Genomic DNA, 25458 nt, shown 5'->3' on the forward strand with positions numbered 1-25458 from the left:
TGCAACTTGGGGTCTGTATCCAGGTATCGCTGGATTAACTCTCCAAGCGTTACAGCAAGATCGGCTTTTACGTCTTCAAAAACACCTGTGAGCATTGAATTTTCGATTTCGTTAGCCCACAACTGCGCTTCTGCTTTGGTGTTAAAAGACTTGCTTTGTGCAGGGAACCCCTTGCGAATCACTCGTGCTTGCCACTTGCTGCCTTTCCTTATGATGCTTGCCATGTTTGACCTCTTTTGCACCAGATTTGCACTTTTCCGGCAACTTTGAGGAAAACTTGACACTAAACCATTGATTAAAAAGCTCTTTTAACCGTCAACCCATGCTTCGTTTTACGCGACCTATCGCGGCTGCTTCGGCGTGCAGGAAAAGCAGCCCGCGGAAATGCCGGGCTCGGGCCGCTGACCGGCGCGATCGAGGCCGCACAAACTCAAAACGGTACGGCAAAAACGGCGCATCGCGCGCCGTCCTGCTGGCGCCCCCCGTAGGGACGCCGCTAACTGCCTGGCCCTGCTCAGCCGTAGTGATTCATCCACGATGGGTGACGCGTGGCCTTCTCACGATCCAGCTTGCGCATGCGGAATTCGAGATCGTAGATGTCGACCGATTCGGCGAGATACGCTTCCTCGCGCTGCTGGCGGCGAACTTCGGCGGTTTCGGTCAGGAACAGGAAAAGGCGGCTGAGCAGATACATGATATGGCCCTTCTTTACGGGCACTTGCCCGCGAAACGAATAGAGCCATTATAGGGTAAACCCTATTACGGGTAAACCCCAGTTTGAGCACAGCCGCGCCTAACCCGCGTCTTGCGTCAATTCATCGTAGGTCTCGTCTATGACCTCGCGGCGCTGCGACTCGAAAAAGTCCCAAATCAGCGCGCTCGCATCCGGCCCCGTCGAGGAATGGAACGGCACGGCGTCGTCGCCGCCGCTCCAGGCGTGGTCGAGATCCGCCACGCGGCAAAGCCGCACGACGCTCGCGCCGCCGAGCTCGTAATCCTGCTCGCGATACCCGTCCTTGAAAGCTTCGTGCGACACGACGCCCTGGCGCACGCCGCGTGCATCCGCAAGACCGTTCAGGCGCAGCATCTGCACGGCGAGCTGTTCCGCATTCATGGGAGCGACCACGGCATCGGCGTCGCCCTGTACGACGATTGCCGGCATTCCCGGATGCTCGTGCGCACCAAGCTGGCTGTCGACGAGCGCCACGGGATCGTGGTGCACACCGCGACGCATCACGTCGAGCGCCGAGACGGCCGAGCGCGCTTCGCCGAAAGCGGGGCCGGAATGGAGGGCCACGGCCGCGAAGCGGCCCGGCGCCCGTACCGCCAGCAGCATCGCGAGCCCCGCACCGGCCGACAGGCCAGCCAGATAAACCCGCGAGCGGTCGAAACCCTGTTCCTCAACGAGTGTATCCACCAGCGACACGACGGCCGCGGCTTCGCCGCCGCCCGCCGCTTCGCGCGCGTCGTACCAGTGCCAGCACCGATGCGGGTGCGCGCGCTCCGACTGCTCGGGATACACCACCGCGAAACCATGGCGATCGGCGAGCAGATTCATGCGCGTGCCTTCGGCGAACGAATTCATCGACTGTTGGCAGCCGTGCAGCATCACCACGAGCGGCATGCCCGCCGTCGGCCGCCCCCGCGGTAGATAGAGCCCGTAGGCAAGCGTGCGCTCTGCACGGTTAGCGCCAGCCGGCGCAATATGCTCCGCGCGGCGCCATTCGCCCGCGGCCCAGGCGGCCGCGCGCGGGCCGACGCGCGACTCGCGCGCCGGCGTACCGCTGCTCGAGCGCGCACCCGGCGTGGAAGGCTTCGCCGCCTGCTCGGCCGCGGCCTGGGCGGCGCGCCAGAGTGCCTGCGGCTGAGGCGCCTCGAGCACCGCTCCCTTCAGATCGTCGCGGATAGCGCGATTCTGGATGGCGAGCAGACGTCGCATGCCGCCTGCCCATAGCTTCGTCAGATTTTTCGTCATCAATGGCCTCGTAAAAGGGTCTGACACGCTGTGGCGTTTCGCCGCGACCTGTCATTGTGCAACGCACAATAACACCAAATGCCCGAGGCTGCAGATCAGACCCATTCGATTCCGACTTTGCAGAAATGGCGCGCAATGCTTGCATCTACGCGACGCGGCTATACTGGAAGCTTTCGTGATGCGCTTGTCGGCCAGCCGGCTTCGTCACGCGTTACATATTGAAATCGCTGCAACTTCTTTTCGATACGCCCGGCGGCGCTGACTCATGCCAGACTTGCCCACACATCTGTGGTATTCGATTACCAACCTCGGCGGCGCGGGCCTCACCTTGCCGCTCGCGCTGGCAATCGCGCTATGGCTCGTGGCCGGCTATTCGTGGCGTATGGCGGCGAGCTGGGTGTTGCTGCTCGGCGTGGCAATCGGCCTCGTGACACTCACCAAACTCGCCTTCCTCGGCTGGGGCGTGGGCGTGCGCGAACTCGACTTCACGGGCATTAGCGGCCACGCCATGCTCTCCACGGCCGTTTATCCCGTCGCGTTCTTCCTGATGCTGCAAGGCGCGCCGCCTGTCGTGAGGGTTGCGGGCATCGTCATGGGCCTGGCGGTGGGGCTCGCGGTCGCGCTATCGCGCGTGGTGCTCGACGCACATTCGCCTTCCGAAGCCGTCACCGGCTGCGTCGTCGGCGCACTCACGGCGCTCGTGTTCGCGCGCTACTGGTGGCAGGCGCAGGCCCGGAGGATTTCGGCGGCCGTCGTCGCGCTGAGCCTCGCCGCGCTGACTGTTGCGTTGCACAACGTGCACGTGCCCACGCATCGCTGGGTCACGAACATCGCACTGACCGTATCGGGCCACGACCGGCCTTATGTGCGCGCCAAATGGAAGGCCGGCCACACCAATCGCGCGCCCGACGCACCCGTCTCGCAAACCCGCAACGGGCTGGCGCCGCCCGTCCAGCACCACGCCTGACGCTCGGCCGGCTGCAAGCTCAGCCGGCCACGGCGGAACCAGCCGCATCTCAGCCACCCACGCCTCGGCCGCTCCACCCCGGCCAGCCGCAATTCAGCCGCTCATACCTCAGCCCGCCACACCCAGCAGCACGCTCGACGCCTTGAATACGGCCGTCGCTGCGTTCCCAGGGGCGAGGCCGAGCGCGTCCACGCTCGCGTCGGTGACGATGGCCGCGATCACGACGCCGCTCGGCAACGCGAGCGTTACCTCCGCGTTCACGGCGCCGTGCCGCACGACATCGACGGTTCCGCTCAACCGGTTGCGAGCCGAGAGGCGCGCCGCGTCCGCCGCGCTCGCGACCAGCACGACCGAGGTCGCCTTCACCAGCGCCACCACCGGCGCGCCCGCAGCGAGCCCGAGAGCCTCCGCACTCTCGTGCGTGACCGTGGCGACGAGCGTTTCGCCGCCCGGCAATGTGATCGAAACCTCGTCGTTTACAGCGCCCCTCACGATCGCCGTCACTGTGCCGAATAGCTGATTGCGCGCGCTCGTGCGCATCGCAAAGCGGCCGAGTACGGCCAGATCGCGCTCGAAACCGCCGGCGCGCGCCTCTTCCCCTTCGTTCGCACCGGCCGCGAGCGCCTGCGCCGCACGCTCGAGAAAGCGCCGATGCTCATGTTCGATGGCCCGAAACGTTTCGACGAGACGCAGCGCCCGCGGGGTGAGCCTCGTCCCGCCGCCGCCCTTGCCACCTGCAGCGCGGACGACCAGCGCCTCGCCCGCGAGATTGTTCATGGCGTCGACGGCATCCCACGCGCCCTTGTAGCTCATGCCCACGGCCTTCGCCGCGCCGGTGATCGAGCCGGTTGCGTGAATGGCTTCGAGCAGCGCGACGCGCGCGGCGCCACCGAGCATCTGCTGCCCAGACTGAAACCAGACCGAACCGCCAAGACCGAGTTCCGGCGACGCAGGCGGCGTAGCAGAAGCGCCTCCGGGTTGAGTGGATCCGGTCGGAGGGGAATTCGAGGCAGCGGGATTCATCGTGCGCAGGGAAAGAAAAAGACAGGACGAAATGAGCCGGAGCTCGCCCGGGTTCGCAAACCCGCCAGCGATGATAGGGGCGCGCGCCGAGGGACTCAAGCGTGGCGCGGCACCTTCGGCTCGCCCAGTTCGCGCAGCAGACGCTCGCCCTCCTTCGCGGTATAGCGCTTGACGGCCTCGCACCAGCCGCGCGCGAAGCCGAGCTGATACGGCTCGGCGTCCATGCGCTCGAGATAGCGCAGGGCCACCGCAGCGTCGTTGCCGTCGCCGAGCACGCCCTGCAGCCGCGCGATCGTGCGCGCCACGCCCACGCGCGTGCGGCGCGACGTCAGCGTGGCGAAGAATTCGATCGTATAGCGCAGGTACTTCGCGTTGATGCGCACACGATGACGGCTCGCCTCGTCGATGGTCGTGAGCTTTTGCGTGCTCACGAGCTTCTCGTAGTAGCGCCGCACGCACTTCTTCGCGTGCCGGTGCAGCGAGCGCCCCGCTTCACCCGCGAGTCGCGCACGGCTGGCGAGCGCAGCGAGCCACCGGAGCCACGCGAGCGCCGCCAATGCATAGCGCGGCGACGCCAGCGCCTCGCGCAGGCGCGCACGGGCGGCAAGGCGCTGGGCGTTCGCCTCGTCGCGGATCGCGTTCCAGCGCGCGGGCTCGACGTCGGCGGCGGCAAGTGCGGGCAGCGTCGAGTCGACGAAGACATCGCGATCGCGCGCTTCGGCGAGGAGCCCACCGAGCCATTTGAGCTCCGGTTCGATGCACGTCGTCCAGTTCTCGTCGCGCCAGCGCGAGAAGATACGCATGGCGGTGCGCAGCCGCCGCTGCGCCACACGCATCTGATGGATGAATTCGCCGTTCGCGCTGTCGCGCGCGCCGGCGTCGTTGCCGAGCCATTGCGCACTGATGTTGCGTCCGATCGCGACGAGCGCGGCCTCGGCCGTGGCGGCGCCTGCCAGATCCACGGCGTCCGAGTGCACCGCCCGGGCGTCGCCGGCCACGTTGCCGGCTGCGGCGCGTTCGAGCGCATCCGTGAGGCGCACGAACGCGGGCAGCGCGCCGACCAGGTCGCAGGCGCCGGCAAAGAGCGCGTCGACGATCGGCCGCTCGTCCTCGCCTTCTGGCCAAGGCGCGCTCACGCGCAACTCATGCACCTCGGGCAGCTGTGCAACGGCCGCGGCGTCCTCCGACGCCTGCGGCGGCGCGGGAGACTCGCGCACGTATTCGTCGAAGGTGAGCAGCACGTCGATGTCGCCGCGCGGCCATAGCCAGCCACTGCGCGTGGCCGCGAGCGAGGCCGACGGCGCGAGATCGTCCGCGGCGCCGAGCGCCTCGCGAAACGGCTCCGGCGCAGCGTCGAAGAGGGCTTGGGCGATGCCGCCCGTATCGAGCGGCGCTTCGAACACTCGCGCAACCACGGTGACCCCCGGCGTATGGATGCAGCGACTCGACACGACGACGCTTTGCGTATCGCCACGCGACTCGACGGCAACGCGCCAGCCGAGACGGCCCAGTGCGCCGCCGCGGTCGAAGGCGACCGTCGTCACGTGCGCGCGCGGATCGGGCAGCGCCGTGAGCGACGGCAACGTTGCGCACAGGGCGGCAGCCAGTTCCGAGGGTTCCGCGCTACCTGAGCTACCTGAGCGGCTACCTGAGGCCCCGTACACGGCGGCGGCTTTGGGTGTATCCGGCGCGGCCGGGATCACGACATCCAGCACGATTTCCAGAACGCGATCCATGAACGCTCCAGGGTTCTGTGAGTTGGCGCGAAGCTTTAGAACGATGCAAGCGAGCGGATGCCAGGAATACGGGGCCGATGGTACACGGGAGACGGCACCGACGCCCCAGGGACCGTCCCTGAGACGCCCGCGAGCGGCCCCTAACGCCGGTGCGCCCGCGTGACCCATCCTGCATCTGATGATGGTCAAGACTGCCATGACGAGACGGTGGAAGAATAATTACATTCTGATTTCCCCCATTTTCACATCTGTAAGGAGTGTTGAGTGTTTCCAGAGTACAGAGATTTGATATCGCGCCTCAAGATCGAGGATGACCACTTTGCACGGATCTTTCATCGCCACAATGACCTCGATCAGCAGATCAAGAACATGGAGGCCGGCGTCGTACCTTCGCACGGCATGCAAATCGAGCAACTGAAAAAAGAAAAGCTCCAGCTCAAGGACTCGCTGTACGTGATCCTGAGAAAGGCTGCCAACGCCTGAACCGGGCGGCGTCCAGCGCCTCGCCACCCGCAGGCCGGCGCCCCTCCCGGCAGCCAGCATGGCCTTCGCGCTCGCCTCGCGATAACCCGCAAGGCGCGGTTCTACGTTCAATTGCGTTCAATCGTCGCTCCCGCTTTGCCAGCCCTGGCTTCGCCCGCCATCCGTCCCCGCATCTGCCAGAATCATGCCTAAACCCAGTCCCCACCCTAACTCCGACGATCCCGGTCCTGCCACAGGACGCCCGCTCGTCACGCCCCGCAGCGCCGAGCTGCACACCGTCGACAGCGCCATCGAGTCCGCGAGCCAGAGCATCGCGGGGGCCGTCCACTACCTCCTCGCGCGCAATCCCATGCAACAGAATCCGCCCGATTCGCTGCTCGAGTCCATTTCCGCATTGATGCAGGGCATGTCACCCGACGAGGCCGCCCGGTTGCGCAGCCTGATCCTCGAAGGCAACCCGGCCGACTGGCGCAACCCGCGCGCGCGCCATCCCGACGAGGAACTCGCCGCCGGCTGGCGCGAAGGCGCCTATCCGTATCGCAACCTGATGTCGCGCCGCAGTTACGAGCGGCAGAAGTACCGGCTGCAGGTCGAGCTGCTCAAGCTCCAGGCGTGGGTGCGCGAAACCGGGCAGCGCGTCGTGATCCTTTTCGAGGGGCGCGATGCGGCCGGCAAGGGCGGCACGATCAAGCGCTTCATGGAACATCTGAACCCGCGCGGCGCCCGTGTCGTGGCACTCGAAAAACCCACCGAAGTCGAACGCGGGCAGTGGTATCTGCAGCGCTATGTGCAGCATCTGCCTTCGGCGGGCGAGATCGTGCTGTTCGATCGCTCGTGGTACAACCGGGCCGGCGTCGAGCATGTGATGGGCTTTTGCACGCCGCAGGAATACGCCGATTTCATGATGCAGGTGCCCGAGTTCGAGCGCCAGTTGATCCGCAGCGGCATCCACCTGATCAAGTTCTGGTTCTCGGTGAGCCGAGCCGAGCAGCGCCGCCGTTTCAAGGAGCGCAAGGTACATCCGCTCAAGCAATGGAAGTTGAGTCCCGTCGATCTCGCCTCGCTCGACAAGTGGGACGAGTACACGCAGGCGAAGGAGGCCATGTTCTCGCGAACGGATACCGCCGACGCGCCATGGACCGTCATCCGCTCCAATTGCAAGAAGCGCGCACGGCTGAATGCCATGCGCTTCGTCCTGCACAAACTGCCGTATGCGAGCCGCGACGCCCAAGCCGTCGGCGTGGTAGACCCGCTGCTCGTGAGCCGCGCGCTGTAGGGGCGCACCGTGTGGGCACGCGCACTGGATGTGTCACCTGTCGGTTGGGCAAGTGCGGACGAGGCGGTGAGTTGTGCGCTGCCTCGCTTCCCTCCACTTCGCAGCGCGATGGCACGTCAAGTCGCTTACCGCGCGCTGCGCAATGCCATTTTCTAGCTGCTCGCCGATAAAAGCTTCGTGCGCTTGTGCTGCAGGAACCGGCGCACGGCTGGATCGCGCTCGAGGCCAATCGCGAGATCGTACGCGCCGAGCGCTTCATCCGTGGCGCCGGCACGCGCGAGCAGGTCGGCGCGTGCGGCCCAGTACGGCTGGTAGTCGGCCAGCCGCGGATCGCCCGCATAGGGCTCGAGCGCGTCGAGCGCCGCCCGCGGGCCGTCCCGTTCCGCCAGCGCGAGCGCGCGGTTCACCGCGACTACCGGCGACGCCGCGATCGCAAGCAGCGCATCGTAGAGCTGCACGATCTCGTCCCAGTTCGGGCGCTGCGTGCGGCAGCGATGCACATGCGCCGATTGCAGCGCGGCTTCGAGCTGGAAGCGTCCGATTGCGTTCAATGCGTTTGCGCGCCGCAGCAGGGTGTCGGCTGCATCGATCATCGGCGCATTCCATTTCGCCGGATCTTGAGCCGATAGCGGCACGTAGTCGCCGGCCGCATCGCGTCGCGCATCGCGGCGCGACTGCGCATACAGCATCAGCGCCAGCAGACCAAGCGTCTCAGGCTCCTCGGGCAGCAGCTCGATGAGCAGATGTGCCAGAAACAGCGCCTCGCCGGTGAGATCGCGCCGCTGCGTATCGCCACCGACCGGGTCGGTCCACCCTTCGGCATACGCCGCGTAGACCGCTTCCAGCACCGCAGCAAGCCGGTCAGGCAATTCTTCGCGCTCGGGCACGCTGAACGGAATGCCCGCTGCGCGGATCTTGTTCTTCGCGCGCGCGAGGCGCTTGCTCATCGCCGCAGGCGACGTGAGGAACGCGGACGCGATCGTCTTCGCTTCGAGCCCCAGCACCACTTGCAGCATCAGCGGCGTGCGAATCGCGGCCTCGAGCGCAGGGTGCGTGCACGCGAACAGCAGCGCCAGCCGCCGGTCCGGCAGCACACCGGCTTGGGCCTCGTCGATCTCGTCGGCGAGGATCGCAAGCTGGTTCGCCACCTCGTCACCCACACGGCGATGGCGCGCGCCGTCGATCGCCCGCCGGCGCGCAACCGTCATCAGCCATGCTTCGGGATTCGCGGGGCAGCCGCGCTGCGGCCAGTCCGCGAGCGCGGCCGCGAAGGCGTCGGCGAGCGCGTCCTCGGCGGCGGCGACGTCGCGCGTGCGCATCGCCAGCAACGCGACGAGCTTGCCGTAGCTGCGGCGCGCCACCGCCTCGGCAATGGCATGCGCGGCGCTGTCCGCGTCACGGTCGCCGCCGGACTGACTCATGCCGCAGATGGCGCATCGTAGGGGGCGGTCCAGACCGGGCGCACTTCCATGATGCCGTGCGCCGCGCCAGGACAACGCGACGCCCACGCGAGCGCCGCATCCAGGTTGGGCACATCGATCAGGTAGTAGCCGGCGAGTTGCTCCTTCGAATCGGAATATGGTCCGTCGAGCACCTGCGGCTTGCCGTCGACGAGCCGCACCGTGGTGGCCGTGCTCGTGTGCTGCAGCCGGTTGGCGCCCACCAGCGCTTGTGCGTTCTTCAACGATTCGGTGTACGCCTGATACGCGGCGACGCCTTGCTGCCGCTCGCTGTCGGTCATCTGGTTCCAGCGGTTTTCTTGTGAATAGATCATCAACAGGTATTGCATGTGAGCCTCCATCATGGGTTGATGGCGGGTGAGTACATCGGCCGCCATCACAATGACGCGCGGGCCGCATGCCGATGGACAGGCGGCGTCGAAAAAATCGCGAATGGCGAGATCGCCGCGTATGCGTTCGCCCGCGCAGCGGACGGTTCGCGTGGTCGCCTCTCGCGGTCCAGCCATATTCGCACGGCCGCCGCCGAAGGCCACATCGCGCCGCGAAACGGCAAGCATCGTTCGGTTTGCAAACAGAACAAGCAACCCGGTGACGGCGCTTCCCCAAAATCGCAGCGCAACTTCGTCGCCCGCTGATTCCGATCGAGACCATTCACCCGCACACCGGATTCCCGGTGAAGCCTGCGGCATTCGGGCGGCACAGCGACGCTGCCCAGGCCTTGCACCCCCACTTCCACACATGTGCACGCCCCGCACACGCGCAAGCGTCTGCCACCGTTCAAACCCGCGCGTCGATATCCACCATGCGCGCGAGGATCCGCAAATCGTCGCCGATCCGATCGACGTGTTGCACGGCCAACCGCACGCGGCCCTCCAGCGCTTCGGGTGCAGCGATCTCGAACATCGCGGCGGCGTCGGCGCCAAGCACACACGGGGCGAGATAGACCAGCAACTCGTCGACGCAACGGTTCCGCAGCAGCGCGCCGTTTAGCGTGCGCCCCGCTTCCACGTGCAGTTCGTTGATGCCGCGTGCGCCCAGCTCTGCAAGCACCGCCCGTAGATCGACCCCGCCTGGCCCGTTGGCGATAGACACGATCTGCGCGCCCCGCGCCTCCAGCGCCGCAGCGCGCTTCATCGCCGCGCGGTCGAGCTTGCCGCAAAACACGAGCAGCGGTCCGCCTTCGACCAGACGAGCGTCAAGCGAAAGCGCCAGACGGCTGTCGATCAGCACGCGCAACGGCTGGCGGCACGTCTCGACCTCGCGCACCGTGAGAAGCGGGTCGTCGTCGCGCACGGTGCCGATGCCGGTCAGTATCGCGCACGCGCGAGCACGCCATGCGTGGCCGTCCGCGCGCGCTGCGGCGCTGGTGATCCAACGGCTTTCGCCGGAACTCAGCGCGGTGCGGCCATCCAACGACATCGCGGTTTTCACGCGCACCCACGGACGTCTGCGCGTCATCCGCGACACGAAGCCAATATTCAGTTTTCCTGCCTGTTTCGCGAGGAGCCCGGTACGTACGTCGATACGCGCCGCCCGTAGCATCGCCGCACCGCTGCCGGACACGCGCGGGTCGGGATCTTCCATCGCCATGACCACGTCGCGCACGCGCGATTCGATCAGCGTGCGCGCGCACGCCGACGTACGGCCAACGTGGCTGCACGGCTCGAGCGTCACATAGACCGTCGCGCCGCGCGCGTCGCAGCCACGCGCGCGGGCATCCTTCAGCGCCTGCACCTCGGCGTGATCCTGGCCGGCCGGCTGCGTGAAGCCCTCGCCAATCACCACGCCGTCCTTCACGATCACGCACCCGACCCGCGGATTCGGCGTCGTCGTATAAAGGCCCCGCGCCGCCAGTTCGAGCGCGCGCGCCATATGCGTCTGATCGGCGACGGAAAAGGCCGCCGCGCTATCGAGCGCCCCATCGAAAGTCGCGGGGCCGCTCATTGCAGCGACTCCGCAAGCCGGAAGCCCATGGCGTAGATGTCGCGCGGGTAGCGGCCGTGCCGGCGCGCGCAGCGCGCGAGGTCGCCGAAACGCGTGAAGCTGCCGCCACGCGCCACGCGATACGCGCCCTGCGAGAGCACCAGGTCGTCGTCGACCGGTGCGCCGCCAGGGTAGGGCCGATAGTCGTCGGCCACGTACTCCTCGACGTTGCCCCCCATGTCGTCGATACCGAACGGGCTGCGCCCATCCGGAAAAATGCCGACCGGCGTCGTGCCGAGCGGACCGGCCTCGACGGTGTTCGCCGCCCGTGGATCGAACACGTCGCCCCATGGGTACTCGTGCGCGCCGCCCGACGCCGCGTACTCCCACTCGGCCTCCGAAGGCAGCCGGAAGCGCCGCCCCGTTGCGTCCGACAGCCACTGCGCGTAACGATCGGCAGCCTCGGGCGGCACCGACCAGACGGGATGATTCGCCCGCTCGGCCGGATAGGCGCCGAAGGTCCACGAGGTCGGCAGCAAAGCCAGACCCGTGTGTTCGAGAAATAACCGGTATTCGAGATTCGTGACCGGGTAGCGCATCAACGCGAATTCCGCGATCTGTACCTCGTAACGCGGGCATTCCTTCGCGATCCACGGCTCGATCACGCCGACGTCACCCCACTGCGCGACGACGCGGCTCACGTCCGCGCGGGACAAGCCAAGCGTCGCGCGCGCGGCGGGGATCGCGAACATGCACGGATCGAGCGGCCGGATACGCGGATCGCCGACCAGACCGAGCAGCGTGCCCGCTGCGTAGCGCCGCTCAAACGGCTGCCTTGGGTCCGCGGCGAGCGCGGCGAGTTCGCCCGGCTCGACGCACGGCAGGTCGCGATGTTCGGCCAGCAGCGTGGCCGGCAGGCGCGCAACGAACGTTTCGGGTAGCCCCATGGCCTCGCGGTCGGTCAGGCGATTTGGATTGTCGGCGAGCATCGGCATCATATCGTTAGAAGTCCTCTTCATAACGGCACGCGCGATGCAAGGCGCGTGTGCCGGGTTCAGCGCGCTCGCGCGGCGACAGGGTAGACATGCCCGTCATACGAGCTCGCGAGGAAGAGGCACGCGTGCGGGTCGTAAGCCAGCGACGACACGCCCGCGCTCGTTGCGCGTTCGTCGGCGCACCATTGCGACTCGCGCCGGTCGTAGATCGCCACGCGCCCGTTATAGCTGCCGGTTGCAACGAAGCGGCCGTCGTCGCTCGCGCACGCGCACTTGATCGAATGCGTGTGCGGCGTCGCCAGCACCTCGCAGTGCTGCTCAGGCGACCAGATGCGCAGCTTCAGGTCGCGGCTCACCGAAGCGAACCAGCCCTCGCCGAGCCCCGCGCAACCGTTCGCGATCCTGTCGTGCGCCCGCTCGATCCGCGCGACGGGTTCGAGCGTCGAGCGCCGGTACCAGGTAGCCGACGTGTCCGCCGCGACCGCGAACAGCAGATCGCCGGAGCACGCCATGCCCTTGATCGCGTTGCGATGCATCGGCAGGTCGGCCACGTGCTCGAAGTGCTCGCCGTCGATGCGCAGCACGATCCCCTCGCCCGTGTAGGCGCCGATCACCGCCCAGGTCGCGCCGTCCTGCTCGAAGGCCACGCCGCAGTTGAGCGGCGAGCGGTGCTGGTGCAGTTCACGCCCGTTGCGCGCGTCGAACACCTTGCCGAGCTGGCCGCCCGTCAGGACCCGCGGCTTCGCGGCGACGAGGAAGTTGCACAGGCTGCCGGTGCGCGCATGCACCTCCCCGTCGACGCGCACCACGCCAGCGTCGCCGATCGTCCACGGCCTGCCCTCGATCGGCAACACCGCGTTTACGCCGTGCGTCGGCGCGAGCTCGGTGTCGTCCCAGCGCGCGCGCCGCCAGTCGTAGCGGCGATAGCTCGCATGGAAGGTCGAGAACACCAGATGGTCATCGCCTTCGAACGAGCACGAGCGCGGCCAGACTTCGGGCGGCAGCGCGGTGACGCCGGCCGGTTCGGGCAAGCCGCTGCCCACATGCCACAGCCCCATGGTGCGGTCGTACGACAGCGAGACGAGCAGGCCGCGCCCACCGTCGAGCACGAGCCGCTTGATGCCGGCTTCGTGCGCCTGCAGCCGCGTGCGCGTATCGTGCCCGATTACGATGATCTCGCCCTCGTCGTTGCCGGCGAAGATACGGCCGTCGGAGGCGATCACGATCGTGTCCGTCTCGATGCCGTCCAGATCGACTTCCGCGACCAGTCCGTTGGTCGCAAGCGACCAGCGCTTGATGGTGCCGTCGTCGCTAGACGAGACGAGCTCGTCCGCGTCGCGCATCCACTCCACCGATATCACGTCGGCCGTGTGGCCGCTGAACGTGTGCAGCAGGCGACCACTGTAGTCGTACACGCGCACGCGATGATCGCGCGACGCCGTCGCAACGAGCGGCCGTGTCGGGTGAAACGCGCTCATCTCGACGTCGTCCTGCTGGTCAGCGAACACGGCGACGAGTTGCAGCTCCGGCACGGTCCACAACCGCGCGGTGTAATCCGACGACGATGTCACGACATACGCGCCGTCCGGCGAGAATGCGCCCTGGTTCGCGAGATGGTCGTGTATTCCACGGGCAAGCGGCCGCTGCGTCCTCGCATCCCACAGAATCACCTGGTTGTCGTAACCAGCCGTCAGCACGTACTGGTCGCGATGAGCGGCAACGCCGCTGATCGGGCTGCTGTGGGCAATCATCGATAGTCTCCGCTCAGGTTGATCGCATGCTGGTGATGCACCACCTTCGCATGCAGGTAGCGACGGTTCGCTTCGTTTGCAAAAACGCCGGTGCAAACGGACCGGTTCACCTCGATGCCGTGCCGTGCGATCTGCGCGACCTTGTCGGGGTTGTTGGTGACGAGCGCGATCTCGTACACGCCGAGAGCCTGCAACATCTGCGCGGCAACGCGGAAGTCGCGCGAGTCGTCCGGGAAATTCAGCGCGCGATTCGCAGCGAACGTGTCGAGGCCATGCACGATCTGCAAGCGGTACGCGTCGAGCTTGTTGTAGAGGCCAATGCCGCGCCCCTCCTGGCGCAGGTACAGCAAAATGCCGCCACAGGCACCGAATTGCATGATCGCCTCGTGCAATTGCTCGCCGCAGTCGCAGCGCGACGAACCGAACACGTCGCCGGTCAGGCACTCGGAATGCACGCGCACGTAGGGCACCGCGCCGGGTGGACCGAACACGAGCGCGAGGTGTTCAGCGTTGTCGCACAGCCCCGAAAACGTCACCATCTCGGGTTCGAAGTCGAACGTCCCGGCTCTCGGCCGGATGGGCACCTTCACGCGAGTTCGTACGGACACACCGCGTTCAATATCGGAAATGTTCATGTACGCTGCCTGATAGTCGAAGTCGGAAAGAAAGATGCGTCCCGCCGGCGGCACTGCGCCGGTGCGGCAGGAACGCCGCGAGGCCCGGCCCGCAAGCCGGTGAATGCTGCGTCGATCAGCGCCTGCAAACGAGCCCTGTTTGCAGGCAGTTGGACTGGAACACGTCCCAGAAGCCATCCGGTCGCGCCGCGATATCGGATAACGCCAGCAATGGTTTCTGCCAGTGAAACGTCGTGAAGCCCGCCGCCAGAATGGCGCGCTCGTATTCGGCCCGGCTCCAGCGATAAAAAGTAAATGCGCTGGGCGGTTGGGTGACGAACTGCGCATCGTGGCGAAAGCCGCCGCGCCACGGCGTTTCATTGCGCACATTCACGCCGTAACGTTCGAAATTACCTTTTTTGAGTGAAAAATCGGGATCCACGGTATAGGCGACGAGTTTTCCGTCCGGCTTCAGATTAGCCGCCGCGGCGCGAAACATTTTCGCGAGCTGCTCCGGCGACTCAGCGTAATTGAATAACCATGCGGCATTGACCACATCGAATTTGCCGAGCATTTCCATTTCCGCTACGTCGCGGACGTGGAAAATCAACGGCTCGCCGTTTCTCTTCGATTCCGCACGCGCGAGTTCGATCATGCGCGTCGAAATGTCGACGCCCTCGACGCGCGCCGCGCCGCGCCGGTGCAGCGCGCGGCCAAAATATCCGAAACCGCAGGCGAGGTCGAGCACAGACAGCCCCGCCACTTCGCCGATCATATGGAAGATCGTGCGCTCCTCGATTGTCCTTTGCGCTGCTGTCTGCGTGAAATCCTCGAACCGCTCCCCGATGGAGTCGTAACGAATTACCGTGCTCATCAATTCCCTCCCACTGTGGATATTCAGATTCCGAAAATCCCGTTCCCACACCCGGCTTTCATGAATCCGGTTTCTGACGGCGATACACCGGGCGTTTCCGTGATATCTCCCACCGATATCGTCCATTTCAAAACCCAAAAAATGCCGCGTGAATCGTGCAATGACTATTTTCGGGTGCACCGTTCATTTGGGTTTGAGACGAGTATAGACAGCCAACTGAAAGCCAAAAAATTCTTTGGACGAATCCGGATTATTCGGACGACGAATAGACGGCACGGCCTATTCAAAAGACAAAGGAGAGTTGGGTCGTACGGAAATACTTGCAGGTCGCATTGCCTGGCACCGCCCCCCCGGATTGAGGAACGCGCGTAGCAAGGGCCGCGCGAGGCCGACAAGCTGCCGCGCTTCAGCGCTCCTGCAGGAGCCGCGCGACGATGCCGCGAAGCCAGCGATGCGCGGGGTCGCTATGCCGGCGCTCGTGCCACAGGTAACGGAACTCGAACGACTCGATCGCGAACGGCGGGTCGAACACACGCAGGCAGCTGCCGTACACCCGTTCGAAGTCCGCATGGTCTAGATTGCGGCGGGCGACGGTCAGGATCAGATCGGTGCCGGCAATCAGTTCGTTCGCTACGCCCCAGTGCGGAAGCATCACCGCGATGCGCCTGCGGCGGTTCAGCCGCGCAAGCGCACGGTCGATTTCGTTGTCCATTCCGCCGCGCATCGCGACGAGCGCGTGGGGCCGCTCGAGCCATGCGTCGAGCGCGATGCCGCCCGACGGCGGCAGGCTCGCCGCGTCAGCCACGCAGGCAAACGACTCCTCGAACAGCGTCTGCGCATACAGGCCCGACGGCGGCGTCGGGAACACGCCGAGCGCGAGATCGATCTCGCCGTCGAGCACCTGCATCTGCATCACTTCCCGGGTAGCCTGACCGACCGCGATGTCGATGCCCGGCGCCTGCTCGCGCAGCAGCCGCACGAGCCGCGGCAGCACGACGCGCGCGCCGTAGTCAGACATGGCGAGACGGAACGTTTGCTGCGCATCCGACGGGTCGAAGCGAGGCGGTTCGAGCAGCGCGCCGAGCTGATGCAGCGCCTCGGAAAGCGGCTGCATCAGCTCGGTCGCGCGAGGCGTCAGTTCGAGCCTGGCGCCGCTGCGTACGAGCAACGGGTCGTTGAAGATCTTGCGCAAATGCGCAAGCGCGTGACTGATCGCGGGCTGGCTCTTGTGCAGCCGCGTGGCTGTACGCGAGATGTGTTTTTCGATCATCAAGGCATGCAGCGTCACCAGTAGATTCAAATCAACCTGTTTCAGATTATTCATTATTCGCGAAAAGAATAGCGGATATGCCAACCAAGAATTTTTATTCGAAAAACTAATATATGAAAATCTCCACGACTCAACAACAAGAAACAGGAGGTGTCCCGTGCCTTCCGCTCTGTCCTTGTCCGGCATCATGCTGGGAAGCGCCGCAGTGGTTGCCGGCGCGCTCGTCCCGTTGCAGGCCGGCAGTAACGCGGCCCTCGGCCGCGCGCTCGGTCACCCGCTGTGGGCAACGCTCGTATCGCTTTGCGTGAGCTTCGTCGTCGTGGTGCCGGCGCTCTTCGCGACGCAAGCCCCACTACCCTTCGTTCGCGATGCGATGCGCATGCCGCCGTGGATCTGGTTCGGCGGCGTCGCGGGCGTGATCTACATCACCGCCGCGCTCGTGCTGACGCCGCGTCTGGGCGCGACGTCGTTCATCGTCTGCGTGATCGCCGGGCAGATGCTGACCTCGCTGCTGATCGATCATTTCGGCGTCATGGGCCTGCCCGTGAGGCACGCCAACCCCGGCCGCATTGCGGGCGTGCTGCTGATCGTCGGGGGCATGCTGATCGTCCAGTGGGGTACGCCCGCGTCCAATGTTCGCGCGAAGCAGGCGCCTGCAGCGCAGCGCGGCGCGTCCCCTGCGGCGTCGGAAGCGCATGCGCCGCGACCCGCCGAGCGTTCGTGATGCAGAGCCGCGCATGAGAGCCCTGTCCCCATGGCGCGCGCGGCTGCGCGCCGCCCGACCGCTCGCGTTGACGGTCGTCGCGCTCGCCGCCGTGTTCGGCAGCTTCGTGCTGTGGCGGCACGCGCGCGACGCATCCGCGCGGGAGGCCCCGCCCGCTGCCCCGCCGCTCACGGTCGCGGCCACCGTCGCGCGGGCCGGCATGGAACCCATCACGCTCGATGCGATCGGCACGCTCGCGGCGCTTCGGCAAGTCACGCTCGCGCCGGAGGTGGCCGGGCGCGTGACGGCCATCGACTTCGAGCCGGGCACGGCGGTCGCCGAAGGCGCGCGCCTCGTGCAGCTCTACGACGAACCGGAGCGCGCGCGGCTCGCAAGTCTGCAAGCCAGGGCCGCCTATGCGAAAACGCAGCTCGAGCGCTCGCAAACGCTGGTGCCGATGGGCGCGGAATCGCGCCGGGCGCTCGACGAGCATCGGTTCGATTTCGCGGCTGCCACCGCAGATGCGCGGCAAGTGCAGGCCGTCATCGCGCAGAAAACCGTGCGCGCGCCGTTCAGTGGCGAGATCGGCTTGCGCCGCGTGAACGTCGGCCAATATCTGAACGCGGGCGACCCCATCGCAACGCTGACGGACCTCGACACGTTGTACGTGAATTTCGCGGTGCCGCAAAAGCATCTCGGGCAACTGCGTCCCGGCGCGAGCGTACGCATTTCGACCGACGCGTTTCCCGGCCGCCTGTTCGACGCGCGCGTCACCGCGATCGAACCGCATGTCGGCGAACGTACGCGCAATGTGAGCGCCCAGGCCACGCTAAGCAATCCTGATCATCTTCTGCGCCCCGGCATGTATGCGCAGGTCAGGCTCGAGCTGCCGCCCCAACACGACGTGCTCGCAATACCCGATACCGCGGTCCAGACCTCGCAGGACGGCGAAACGGTTGCTGTCGTCGAGCAAACCGACCGCGATGGCGTCGGCACGGTCGCGATCCGCCGCGTCCAGACCGGGGCACGGCGCGACGACCGCGTGGCGGTGCTCGATGGGCTGCATCAAGGCGACGTCGTCGTCACGTCCGGCCAGTTGCGCGTCGCGCCGGGCATGCGCGTGAAGATCGCGCTCGAAGGTGCCCCGCCGCCGGAGCGGCCACAATGAGCCCGCGCCGCAACGACAATGCGGACAACGCGCGCTGGACCGATCTGTTCATCCAGCGGCCGGTGCTGGCCGCGGTCTTGAGCCTGCTGATCCTGCTCGTCGGCGTGCGCGCGCTGATGGCGCTGCCGGTCCGGCAATACCCCGCGCTCGAAAGTGCGACGATCAGCGTCGAGACCGGCTACCCCGGCGCATCACAGGCGCTGATGCAGGGCTTCGTCACGACGCCCATCGCCCAGTCGATCGCGACCGCGGACGGCATCGACTATCTCACCTCGACGACGACACAAGGCCGCAGCGTCGTGAAGGCGCGGTTGCGCCTCGACGCGGATTCGGACCGCGCGATGACCGAAGTCATGGCGAAGGTGCAACAGGTCAAATACAAGCTGCCAGCCGATGCGAGCGATCCGGCCATCACGAAGCTCACGGACGCGCCGACCGCCGTCATGTACCTCGGCTTCGCGAGCGATACGCTGTCCGTGCCCGAAATCACCGACTTCGTTATGCGCGTCGCGCAGCCGCTCGTGACCGCCGTGCCTGGCGTCGCGTCCGCGGACATTCTCGGCGGCCGCAACCTCGCGATGCGCGTGTGGCTCGACGCGGCGCGCCTTGCCGCGCACGGACTGAGCGCGGGCGACGTCGCCGCGGCGCTGAAGGCGAACAACGTGCAGGCGGCGCCGGGTCAAGCGAAAGGCGCAATGACGGTCGCGGACATTGCCGCGAATACCGATCTCGGCGATGCGCGCGCGTTCGGCGAGATCGTCGTGAAGACGGACGGCGACGACCAGGGTGTCGTACGGCTCAAGGACGTGGCGTCCGTCGAAATGGGCGGCCAGAACGACGACTCGAGCGCGCTGATGAACGGGCGCCGCGCCGTCTATATCGCGGTGAACGCAACGCCGTCGGGCAATCCGCTCGATATCGTGCGCGGCATCGAGGCGCTGCTGCCCCAGATGGAACACACGAAGCCCGAGGGCCTCGTCATCGCGAACGGCTTCGACGTCGCCCGTTTCATTCACGCGTCGATCGACGAGGTTCGCATCACGCTGGTCGAGACGGTCGTCATCGTCGTCGTCGTGATCTTCGTGTTTCTCGGCTCGCCGCGCGCGGTGATCGTGCCCGTGATCGCGATTCCGCTGTCGCTCGCCGGCACCGCGCTGCTGATGCTGGCTGCCGGCTTCTCGCTGAACATCCTGACCATGCTTGCGATGGTGCTCGCCATCGGCCTCGTCGTCGACGACGCGATCGTTGTCGTCGAGAACATCCACCGCCATATCGAAGGCGGCGAGACGCCGCTGCGCGCGGCGCTCGCGGGTACGCGCGAGATCGTCGCGCCGGTCGTCGTGATGACGGGCACGCTGATCGCCGTCTACGCACCCATCGGGCTGATGGGCGGGCTGACCGGGTCGCTATTTCGCGAGTTCGCGTTCACGCTCGCGGGCGCCGTGTTCATGTCGGGCGTAGTCGCGCTCACGCTGTCGCCCATGCTCGGCGCGCGCCTGCTCGCACGCGACGTTGCCGCCACCCGCTTCGCGCGCACGGTCGAGCGCGTGCTCGGGCAACTCACCGAAAGCTACCGGCGCGCGCTGCGTGCGAGCCTCGCGGCGCGCGGCGCGACGGTCGCGCTCGGCATCGGTGCGATGGCCGTCATCGTGCCGCTCGCGCTGGGGGCGAAACACGAGCTCGCGCCGCCCGAGGACCAAGGTTCGATCATGGCCGCGATCAAGGCGCCGAAGTACGCGAACCTCGATTACATGGAACGCTACGCGCCGGACATGGAGCGCGTATTCCGCACGTTGCCGGAAGCGGATACAAGCTTCATCCTGAACAGCTACAACGGCAACAACCTCGGCTTTGCCGGAGTCAACCTCGTCGACTGGTCCGGGCGCAAGCGCAGCGCGTTCGAATTACAGCCGCTCGTGCAGGCCGGCGCGAACGCAATAGCCGGCACCCAGGTGTTCGCATTCTTGCTGCCAGCGTTGCCTGCGTCGAGCGGCGGCCTGCCGGTGCAGATGGTGTTGCAAGCGCCCGCGAGCTACCCGGATCTGTTCGCGCAGATGGAGAAACTGAAGGCGGACGCAGCGAAGAGCGGCTTGTTCGCGGCCGTGGACAGCGACCTCACGTTCGACAGCCGTGCGATCAACGTCGACATCGACCGCGACGCCGCAAACGCACTCGGCATCACGATGCAGCACATTGCCGAGACGTTCGCGGTGCTGGTGGGCGAAAACTACGTGAATCGCTTCAACCACGACGGCCGCGCGTACGATGTGATTCCGCAGGTCACGCGCAGCGAGCGCCTGTCCGCCGATACGTTGAGCCGCTATTACGTGAAGACCGCGGCGGACGAGATGATTCCGCTGTCGACGGTCGTACGCGTGTCGACAGGTCACCAGCCCGCGATGCTCAACCAGTTCAACCAGAGGAACGCCGTCACGTTTTCGGCGATACCGGCGGCGGGCGTGACGATGGGCGAAGCAGTCGCATTCCTGCGCTCGTGGAATCTACCTGCCGGCTATTCGATCGACTGGCTGGGCGAGTCGAGGCAATTCGTGCAGGAGGGCAACCGGCTCGTCGTGACGTTCGTATGCGCGCTGATCGTGATCTTTCTCGTGCTCGCCGCGCAGTTCGAGAGCGTGCGCGATCCCTTCGTGATTCTCGTGACCGTGCCGCTCTCCGTCTGCGGCGCGCTCGTGCCGCTCTATCTGGGCTACGCGACGCTCAACATCTATACGCAGATCGGGCTTGTGACGCTGATCGGGCTCATCTCGAAGCACGGCATTCTGATGGTCACTTTCGCCAACGAACTGCGGCACACCGAAGGGCTTGGCCGCGCCGCCGCAATCGAGCGTGCGGCCGCAGTGCGGCTGCGCCCAATCCTGATGACCACGGCTGCAATGGTCGCGGGCGTGGTGCCGCTCGTGTTCGCGAGCGGCGCGGGAGCGGCGAGCCGCTTCGCGATAGGTATCACGCTCGCGACCGGCATGCTCGCCGGCACGGCGTTCACGCTATTCGTGCTGCCCGTGGTTTACTCATTCGTCGCGGCGAAGCGTACGCAGGCGGAAATGCCAGGCGCGCGGGACGGTGCAGCATATTGAGGAAACCGAAACGTTCATCAACGCACCAGTCCCGGATCACATTTTCGTGAAGCGCCGATCCTTTCCGATGCCAGATCTGGCCGACAGGGGAGGAACTGCCATCTCTCAAGTCGCGTACTGCGCAACACCATTGCCGAACGACCAGTTCTCTCGCGCCACGTCGACAAGATTGACGAACACATCCTCGCGCCTCACCCCCGGATCGCGCGCGAGGTTTTCCGCGATCTGCGCGAACAGCGCCTTCTTCTGATCCTGGCCGCGCGTGTTGCTCACGGCAATCTGGATCATGACGAGATCGTCACTGCGCTCAATGCCGAGGTAATGGCGGCCGAACACGAAATTGTCGGCGTCATGCTCGGTGACGACCATGAACTGGTCGTCCTCGGGCGCCTTGAACACCTCCATCAGCGCGAGGTGAACGCCCTGCATGAGTGCCTTGCGGTACGGGGCGGGCTTGCCGGCACGAACGGCGATTCGGGTGAATGGCATGTCGGGCTCCTTGGTGGGTTTGACATGACATCAGCTTAGGCGCGATCTATCATAATCAACAGACATCATTAGATATTTCATCTATTTCCATCTGAAATGAAACCACTGGATCTCGATGCCGTGCGCGCCTTCGTGCTCGTTGCCGAACTGCGCAGCTTCACGCGCGCCGCCGATGCCCTCGACACCACGCAATCGGCCGTGAGCCTCAAGCTCAAGCGCCTCGAAGCGCATCTGGGCAAGCAGCTGCTCGAACGCACGCCGCGCGTGGTGCGGCTCTCGGCCGATGGGCTCACGTTCCTCGGCGCGGCGCGCGATCTGCTCGGCGCGCACGAACGGGCACTCGGAGCGCTATCGGGCGACGAACGGCGACTCGCGCTCGGCTTGAGCGAGCACGTCGCCGACGCCAATCTCGCCCGCCAGCTCGCCCAGCTTCGTGTGCATGATCCTGGGCTCGTGATCGAGCTGCATCTCGGGCTCTCGGCGCAGCTGCTCGCGCAGTTCGACGAACGGCGGCTCGACGCGGTCATCGTGCGCCAGGAGGAAGAAGAAGCGCCGCGCGGCGATGCCCGGCGGCTCTTCGCGGAGCCGCTCGTGTGGCTCGCCTCACCGCAATGGCAGTGGCAACCCGGCACGGCGCTGCCGCTCGCGCTGCTCGCCGCGCCCTGCGCGGTGCGCGCGACGGCCATCCGCGCGCTGGACGCTGCGGGCATCGCGTGGACCGAGGTGTTCGTGGGGGGCGGCGTCGCCGCGGTGGGCGCGGCGCTGGCCGCGGGTCTCGCGGTTTCGCCGCTGGCGCGGCGGGTCGCGCCACGCGAGCTCGTCGACGTTGGCGCGCGGCTCGGCTTGCCCGCACTGCCGGCTTCGCAGGTCACGCTGCATTCGCGCTTGCGCGAGCCGAGAACCGAGGCGACCCTGCAACTGCTCGCGTCGGGGCTCGGCGCGGGCTGAGGCGGCGCCGCATCCGCCTGGCGACGCTCAGCTCAGGATCGGCGGCAACTCGCGCGGCGTGGGAATCGCGCGGTGCACGCGCGGCGGCGGCGCGTCCACGACGAGCTTGCGTCGCTGCGCAGGGCGCACCGTAACGGCATTCGGCGCCGGATGCTTCTGCGTGACGCTTCGAGGCGCCGCCGCGACGGCGGACGCCGGATGATGCGGGCGATTCGCGGCGTGTGCCTCGCCGGACGCGTGCCGCTGAACCCCTGCATGGGCCGGCACGTGCGACGACTTCGCCTTGGGCCTGGTGTGCGCGCCGTTCGCATGTGCGGCCGTGACAGTATGCTCATGGCCGGCCCGTCCTTGCGCATGCGGCGCCGCATTGCCATGGGCGCCACGCGCCTTGGCAGCGTGCCGACCGTGCGATGCATGCGCGGGATGCGCCGGCTTCGCAGCGGAAGCACCGGAAACACCAGAAGCACCAGAAGCACCAGAATCGGCCGGCGGCTGCGCGACGACGGCGCCCTGCACCACATGCGCCGACGAGCCTGCCGGCTCCCCCTGCCCGGCTGCCCACGCCGGCATTGAAATGACCATCGCCGCGACCATCCATACGCCTGCTCGCACCCTGCTTCTCCTCGTATGCCGTCTTCATCTCGAAATGACCGGCGAGGATTATACCGAGTCAAAACTTGCAATAATCCACATATGGACTAATATCTACTAAAAGTTCAATTCAGGACTCGATCACCATGCCAGCTGCCACCGCTTCCGCCACACCGGCGCGACGACCCGGCGCCGAGCCTTCGTTGACCGAAATGTCGGCGGCGGGGCTGAGGGCGTTCTTCAACATCGCGCGCGACTGGGACCTGAGCATCGACGAGCAGATCGTCTTGCTCGGCTCGCCGGGCCGTTCGACGTTCTTCAAGTGGAAGCAGTCGCCGCAAAGCGCACGGCTTGGCCGCGACACGCTGGAGCGGCTTTCGCTGCTGCTGGGCATCTACAAGGCGCTACAGATCCTCCTTCCCCAACCCGCCGCCGCCGACACCTGGGTCAAGCGCCCCAACAGCGCCCCGCCGTTCGGCGGCAGGCGCGCGCTCGACCGTATGCTGGCCGGCAATATCAGCGACCTCGTTGCGGTGCGCCAGTATCTCGACGCAATGCGAGGCGGGTGGGCGTGACGCAAGCGAGATGGCAAGACCGCTGGCGCAGCGCGCAGCTCAGCTGGTCACCCGCGTTCCGGGTGATTCCCACCCGCTTTCCGGCCGTGAATCTGTTCGACCGCGTGGCATCGGCGGAAGATTTCGATGCGCTCTACGCACTCGAAGCGCTGACCAACGACCGGCTGCGCACGGAAACCGGCGAGCTCGACCTCGTGCCGCGCGAGGAGCGCCGCTTCGGCCCAGGCTTCGGGCCGATCATGGCGGCGTTCACGCACCTGAATCCGCAGGGTAGCCGCTTTTCCGACGGCACCTACGGCGTGTTCTATTGCGCACGCTCGCGCGCCACCGCCATCGCGGAGACGCGCTATCACTCGGCGCTCTTTCTCGCGGCGACGAACGAACAGCCGATACGTCAGCAAATGCGGCTCTACACGGTCATGGCGCATGGCGAAGTGATCGACCTGCGCGACGACCCCACGCCAGACCTGAGCGTGCTCTCGCCCGACGACTACACGGCCGGCCACGCGCTCGGCCGCGCCGCCCGCGCGGCGCGCGCGCCGGGCATCGCCTATCCGTCCGTGCGCGACGAAGGCGGCGAATGCCTCGCCGCGCTCAGCACGACGCTGCTGCGCGCGTGCCATCACGCGGCGTATCTGGAATACAACTGGAACGGTCACACCATCGACATGGTGTTCGAGTTGAACCGCATCGTATGACGCAGACGATCGCGGACGATCGGTATTGGTAGACAGAGGTGCCAGGAGCGGCGCCGCGCCTGCGCGACGACAGCCATCAGGGCAGCACGATCGCCGCCGCACCGTGCGCGAGCGCGTCGACCGTCGAAACCGACCAGATGCCCGACGTACGCGCCTCGACGATGGTGAGACATCCTTCGGTAATGAAAGCGCCCGTGTCGATGAACACTTGCGAGCCGATCTGCCTCACTTCGCGCACCGGCGTATGTCCGCAAAACGTGAGCGAGAGTCCGTGGTGCGGCGGCTTTCCCGTTCCGAGCACGAGATCGCGCCCCCAAAGCAGGCGATCGCGCACCTCGGCATCGAACTGGCCGCTGTCGAGTGCGGCGTCGTCGCCAAAGAACTCCGCGTGGATCACATTGAAGCGTTTCGCGCCCTCGCCCACCACGCGCGCGAGCGGCAGTTGGCGCAGCCGCCGCGCGTAGCGCGCGAGCACCTCGTCGGGTAGCCCCTGCGCCCAGCCGCCGCCAATGCCATACCATCGATTGCGCGGCAGCGTGCCTTCGGCGACTTCGCACAGCGCATCTTCGTGATTGCCGAGCACGGGATAGAACCACGGCTTGTCGACGAGCGCCAGCGCCTGCTCGCAGTGCTCGCGTTCGCCGCGATCGACGAGATCGCCCACCGAAAACAGCCGGTCGCGCGCAGTGTCGAAGTCGACCTCGCGTAGCAGATAGCGCAAAGCATCCACGCAACCATGCAGATCGCCGACGACAAAATCGCGGCCCGCAAGGTTGGCGGCGTGGTGCTGAACGAGAGCGTCAGGAGTGTGCGTCATCGCTTAATCATAGCGCTGTGGAAGGGC

At 66.4% G+C, this 25458-nt stretch carries 25 protein-coding genes and 1 pseudogene; 10 read left to right on the plus strand and 16 right to left on the minus strand.

Annotation, left to right across the window (positions count from 1 at the left end; all coding sequences use genetic code 11):
* From VMJ11_RS19255 to VMJ11_RS19265, 3 genes and pseudogenes are all read right to left on the minus strand, one after another.
* Window positions 1-224, minus strand: a pseudogene (locus VMJ11_RS19255) (site-specific integrase); the annotation flags it as partial.
* A gap of 290 nt (window positions 225-514) precedes the next feature.
* Window positions 515-694 carry a DUF3563 family protein gene (locus VMJ11_RS19260; protein WP_325620980.1) on the minus strand — a complete coding sequence of 60 codons (180 nt, stop codon included), beginning with the start codon at window positions 692-694 and terminating at the stop codon, window positions 515-517.
* A 99-nt stretch (window positions 695-793) separates the two neighbouring features.
* A complete protein-coding gene (locus VMJ11_RS19265) occupies window positions 794-1975 on the minus strand; it encodes a PHB depolymerase family esterase (protein WP_325620981.1) in 1182 nt (393 codons plus the stop codon).
* Between the two features lie 265 nt (window positions 1976-2240).
* On the opposite strand from VMJ11_RS19265, the gene VMJ11_RS19270 reads away from it, so the two are divergent.
* Window positions 2241-2942 (plus strand): phosphatase PAP2 family protein, encoded by a 702-nt coding sequence (locus tag VMJ11_RS19270; protein WP_325620982.1) that lies wholly within the window; start codon window positions 2241-2243, stop codon window positions 2940-2942.
* A 108-nt stretch (window positions 2943-3050) separates the two neighbouring features.
* Here the strand turns inward: VMJ11_RS19270 and VMJ11_RS19275 are convergent, their stop codons facing one another.
* On the minus strand, window positions 3051-3839 hold the full coding sequence (locus tag VMJ11_RS19275) for a TOBE domain-containing protein (protein ID WP_325620983.1): 789 nt from the start codon (window positions 3837-3839) through the stop codon (window positions 3051-3053).
* A gap of 221 nt (window positions 3840-4060) precedes the next feature.
* Window positions 4061-5701 (minus strand): CHAD domain-containing protein, encoded by a 1641-nt coding sequence (locus VMJ11_RS19280; protein WP_325620984.1) that lies wholly within the window; start codon window positions 5699-5701, stop codon window positions 4061-4063.
* Window positions 5702-5965: 264 nt separating this feature from the next.
* Here VMJ11_RS19280 and VMJ11_RS19285 point away from each other — a divergent pair, with 264 nt between their 5' ends.
* Both VMJ11_RS19285 and ppk2 read left to right on the plus strand, forming a co-directional pair.
* On the plus strand, window positions 5966-6184 hold the full coding sequence (locus VMJ11_RS19285; protein ID WP_325620985.1) for a YdcH family protein: 219 nt from the start codon (window positions 5966-5968) through the stop codon (window positions 6182-6184).
* 184 nt (window positions 6185-6368) lie between these two features.
* Entirely contained in the window at window positions 6369-7460 is a 1092-nt protein-coding gene (ppk2, locus tag VMJ11_RS19290; RefSeq protein ID WP_325620986.1) for a polyphosphate kinase 2, read from the plus strand.
* A gap of 152 nt (window positions 7461-7612) precedes the next feature.
* Here ppk2 and VMJ11_RS19295 read toward each other — a convergent pair whose 3' ends face one another.
* Window positions 7613-8881: an RNA polymerase sigma factor gene (locus VMJ11_RS19295; RefSeq protein WP_325620987.1), complete on the minus strand. Its 1269-nt coding sequence runs from the start codon at window positions 8879-8881 to the stop codon at window positions 7613-7615.
* Window positions 8878-9249, minus strand: a complete 372-nt coding sequence (locus tag VMJ11_RS19300; protein ID WP_325620988.1) for a YciI family protein — start codon at window positions 9247-9249, stop codon at window positions 8878-8880. The genes VMJ11_RS19295 and VMJ11_RS19300 overlap by 4 nt, the downstream gene beginning before the upstream one ends.
* Before the next feature lie 21 nt (window positions 9250-9270).
* On the opposite strand from VMJ11_RS19300, the gene VMJ11_RS19305 reads away from it, so the two are divergent.
* Window positions 9271-9555 (plus strand): hypothetical protein, encoded by a 285-nt coding sequence (locus tag VMJ11_RS19305; RefSeq protein WP_325620989.1) that lies wholly within the window; start codon window positions 9271-9273, stop codon window positions 9553-9555.
* Between the two features lie 142 nt (window positions 9556-9697).
* Here the strand turns inward: VMJ11_RS19305 and ribD are convergent, their stop codons facing one another.
* From ribD to VMJ11_RS19335, 6 genes are all read right to left on the minus strand, one after another.
* Window positions 9698-10864 (minus strand): bifunctional diaminohydroxyphosphoribosylaminopyrimidine deaminase/5-amino-6-(5-phosphoribosylamino)uracil reductase RibD, encoded by a 1167-nt coding sequence (ribD, locus tag VMJ11_RS19310; RefSeq protein ID WP_414694429.1) that lies wholly within the window; start codon window positions 10862-10864, stop codon window positions 9698-9700.
* On the minus strand, window positions 10861-11841 hold the full coding sequence (locus VMJ11_RS19315; protein ID WP_325620991.1) for a formylglycine-generating enzyme family protein: 981 nt from the start codon (window positions 11839-11841) through the stop codon (window positions 10861-10863). Before VMJ11_RS19315 ends, ribD begins: the two co-directional genes overlap by 4 nt.
* A gap of 56 nt (window positions 11842-11897) precedes the next feature.
* A complete protein-coding gene (locus VMJ11_RS19320) occupies window positions 11898-13589 on the minus strand; it encodes a WD40 repeat domain-containing protein (RefSeq protein ID WP_325620992.1) in 1692 nt (563 codons plus the stop codon).
* On the minus strand, window positions 13586-14224 hold the full coding sequence (locus tag VMJ11_RS19325) for a GTP cyclohydrolase II (RefSeq protein WP_325620993.1): 639 nt from the start codon (window positions 14222-14224) through the stop codon (window positions 13586-13588). Before VMJ11_RS19325 ends, VMJ11_RS19320 begins: the two co-directional genes overlap by 4 nt.
* Window positions 14225-14339: 115 nt before the next feature.
* Window positions 14340-15077: a class I SAM-dependent methyltransferase gene (locus VMJ11_RS19330; protein ID WP_325620994.1), complete on the minus strand. Its 738-nt coding sequence runs from the start codon at window positions 15075-15077 to the stop codon at window positions 14340-14342.
* Between the two features lie 406 nt (window positions 15078-15483).
* The gene (locus VMJ11_RS19335) at window positions 15484-16401 is read right to left on the minus strand and encodes a LysR family transcriptional regulator (RefSeq protein ID WP_325620995.1); all 918 of its coding nucleotides are present in this window, start codon (window positions 16399-16401) and stop codon (window positions 15484-15486) included.
* 103 nt (window positions 16402-16504) lie between these two features.
* Here VMJ11_RS19335 and VMJ11_RS19340 point away from each other — a divergent pair, with 103 nt between their 5' ends.
* From VMJ11_RS19340 to VMJ11_RS19350, 3 genes are read left to right on the plus strand one after another with little or no spacing between them, the layout of a single operon-like run.
* Window positions 16505-17071, plus strand: a complete 567-nt coding sequence (locus tag VMJ11_RS19340; protein WP_325620996.1) for a DMT family transporter — start codon at window positions 16505-16507, stop codon at window positions 17069-17071.
* A 13-nt stretch (window positions 17072-17084) separates the two neighbouring features.
* On the plus strand, window positions 17085-18218 hold the full coding sequence (locus VMJ11_RS19345; protein ID WP_325620997.1) for an efflux RND transporter periplasmic adaptor subunit: 1134 nt from the start codon (window positions 17085-17087) through the stop codon (window positions 18216-18218).
* The gene (locus VMJ11_RS19350; protein WP_325620998.1) at window positions 18215-21313 is read left to right on the plus strand and encodes an efflux RND transporter permease subunit; all 3099 of its coding nucleotides are present in this window, start codon (window positions 18215-18217) and stop codon (window positions 21311-21313) included. Before VMJ11_RS19345 ends, VMJ11_RS19350 begins: the two co-directional genes overlap by 4 nt.
* A 105-nt stretch (window positions 21314-21418) precedes the next feature.
* Here the strand turns inward: VMJ11_RS19350 and VMJ11_RS19355 are convergent, their stop codons facing one another.
* A complete protein-coding gene (locus tag VMJ11_RS19355) occupies window positions 21419-21802 on the minus strand; it encodes a tautomerase family protein (protein ID WP_325620999.1) in 384 nt (127 codons plus the stop codon).
* A gap of 96 nt (window positions 21803-21898) precedes the next feature.
* Between VMJ11_RS19355 and VMJ11_RS19360 the strand changes: the two genes are divergently transcribed.
* Entirely contained in the window at window positions 21899-22750 is an 852-nt protein-coding gene (locus tag VMJ11_RS19360) for a LysR family transcriptional regulator (protein WP_325621000.1), read from the plus strand.
* 27 nt (window positions 22751-22777) lie between these two features.
* Here VMJ11_RS19360 and VMJ11_RS19365 read toward each other — a convergent pair whose 3' ends face one another.
* Window positions 22778-23362, minus strand: coding sequence for a hypothetical protein (locus VMJ11_RS19365; protein WP_325621001.1), 585 nt, complete (start codon window positions 23360-23362; stop codon window positions 22778-22780).
* Window positions 23363-23487: 125 nt separating this feature from the next.
* On the opposite strand from VMJ11_RS19365, the gene VMJ11_RS19370 reads away from it, so the two are divergent.
* Window positions 23488-23916, plus strand: coding sequence for an MbcA/ParS/Xre antitoxin family protein (locus VMJ11_RS19370; protein ID WP_325621002.1), 429 nt, complete (start codon window positions 23488-23490; stop codon window positions 23914-23916).
* Complete coding sequence (locus tag VMJ11_RS19375; protein ID WP_325621003.1) at window positions 23913-24614, plus strand: RES family NAD+ phosphorylase; 702 nt, start codon at window positions 23913-23915, stop codon at window positions 24612-24614. The genes VMJ11_RS19370 and VMJ11_RS19375 overlap by 4 nt, the downstream gene beginning before the upstream one ends.
* A gap of 76 nt (window positions 24615-24690) precedes the next feature.
* Here the strand turns inward: VMJ11_RS19375 and VMJ11_RS19380 are convergent, their stop codons facing one another.
* Window positions 24691-25431 (minus strand): metallophosphoesterase, encoded by a 741-nt coding sequence (locus tag VMJ11_RS19380; protein ID WP_325621004.1) that lies wholly within the window; start codon window positions 25429-25431, stop codon window positions 24691-24693.
* Window positions 25432-25458 lie beyond the last annotated feature (27 nt).

This window comes from Paraburkholderia sp., assembly GCF_035501035.1.
Taxonomy (GTDB): domain Bacteria; phylum Pseudomonadota; class Gammaproteobacteria; order Burkholderiales; family Burkholderiaceae; genus Paraburkholderia.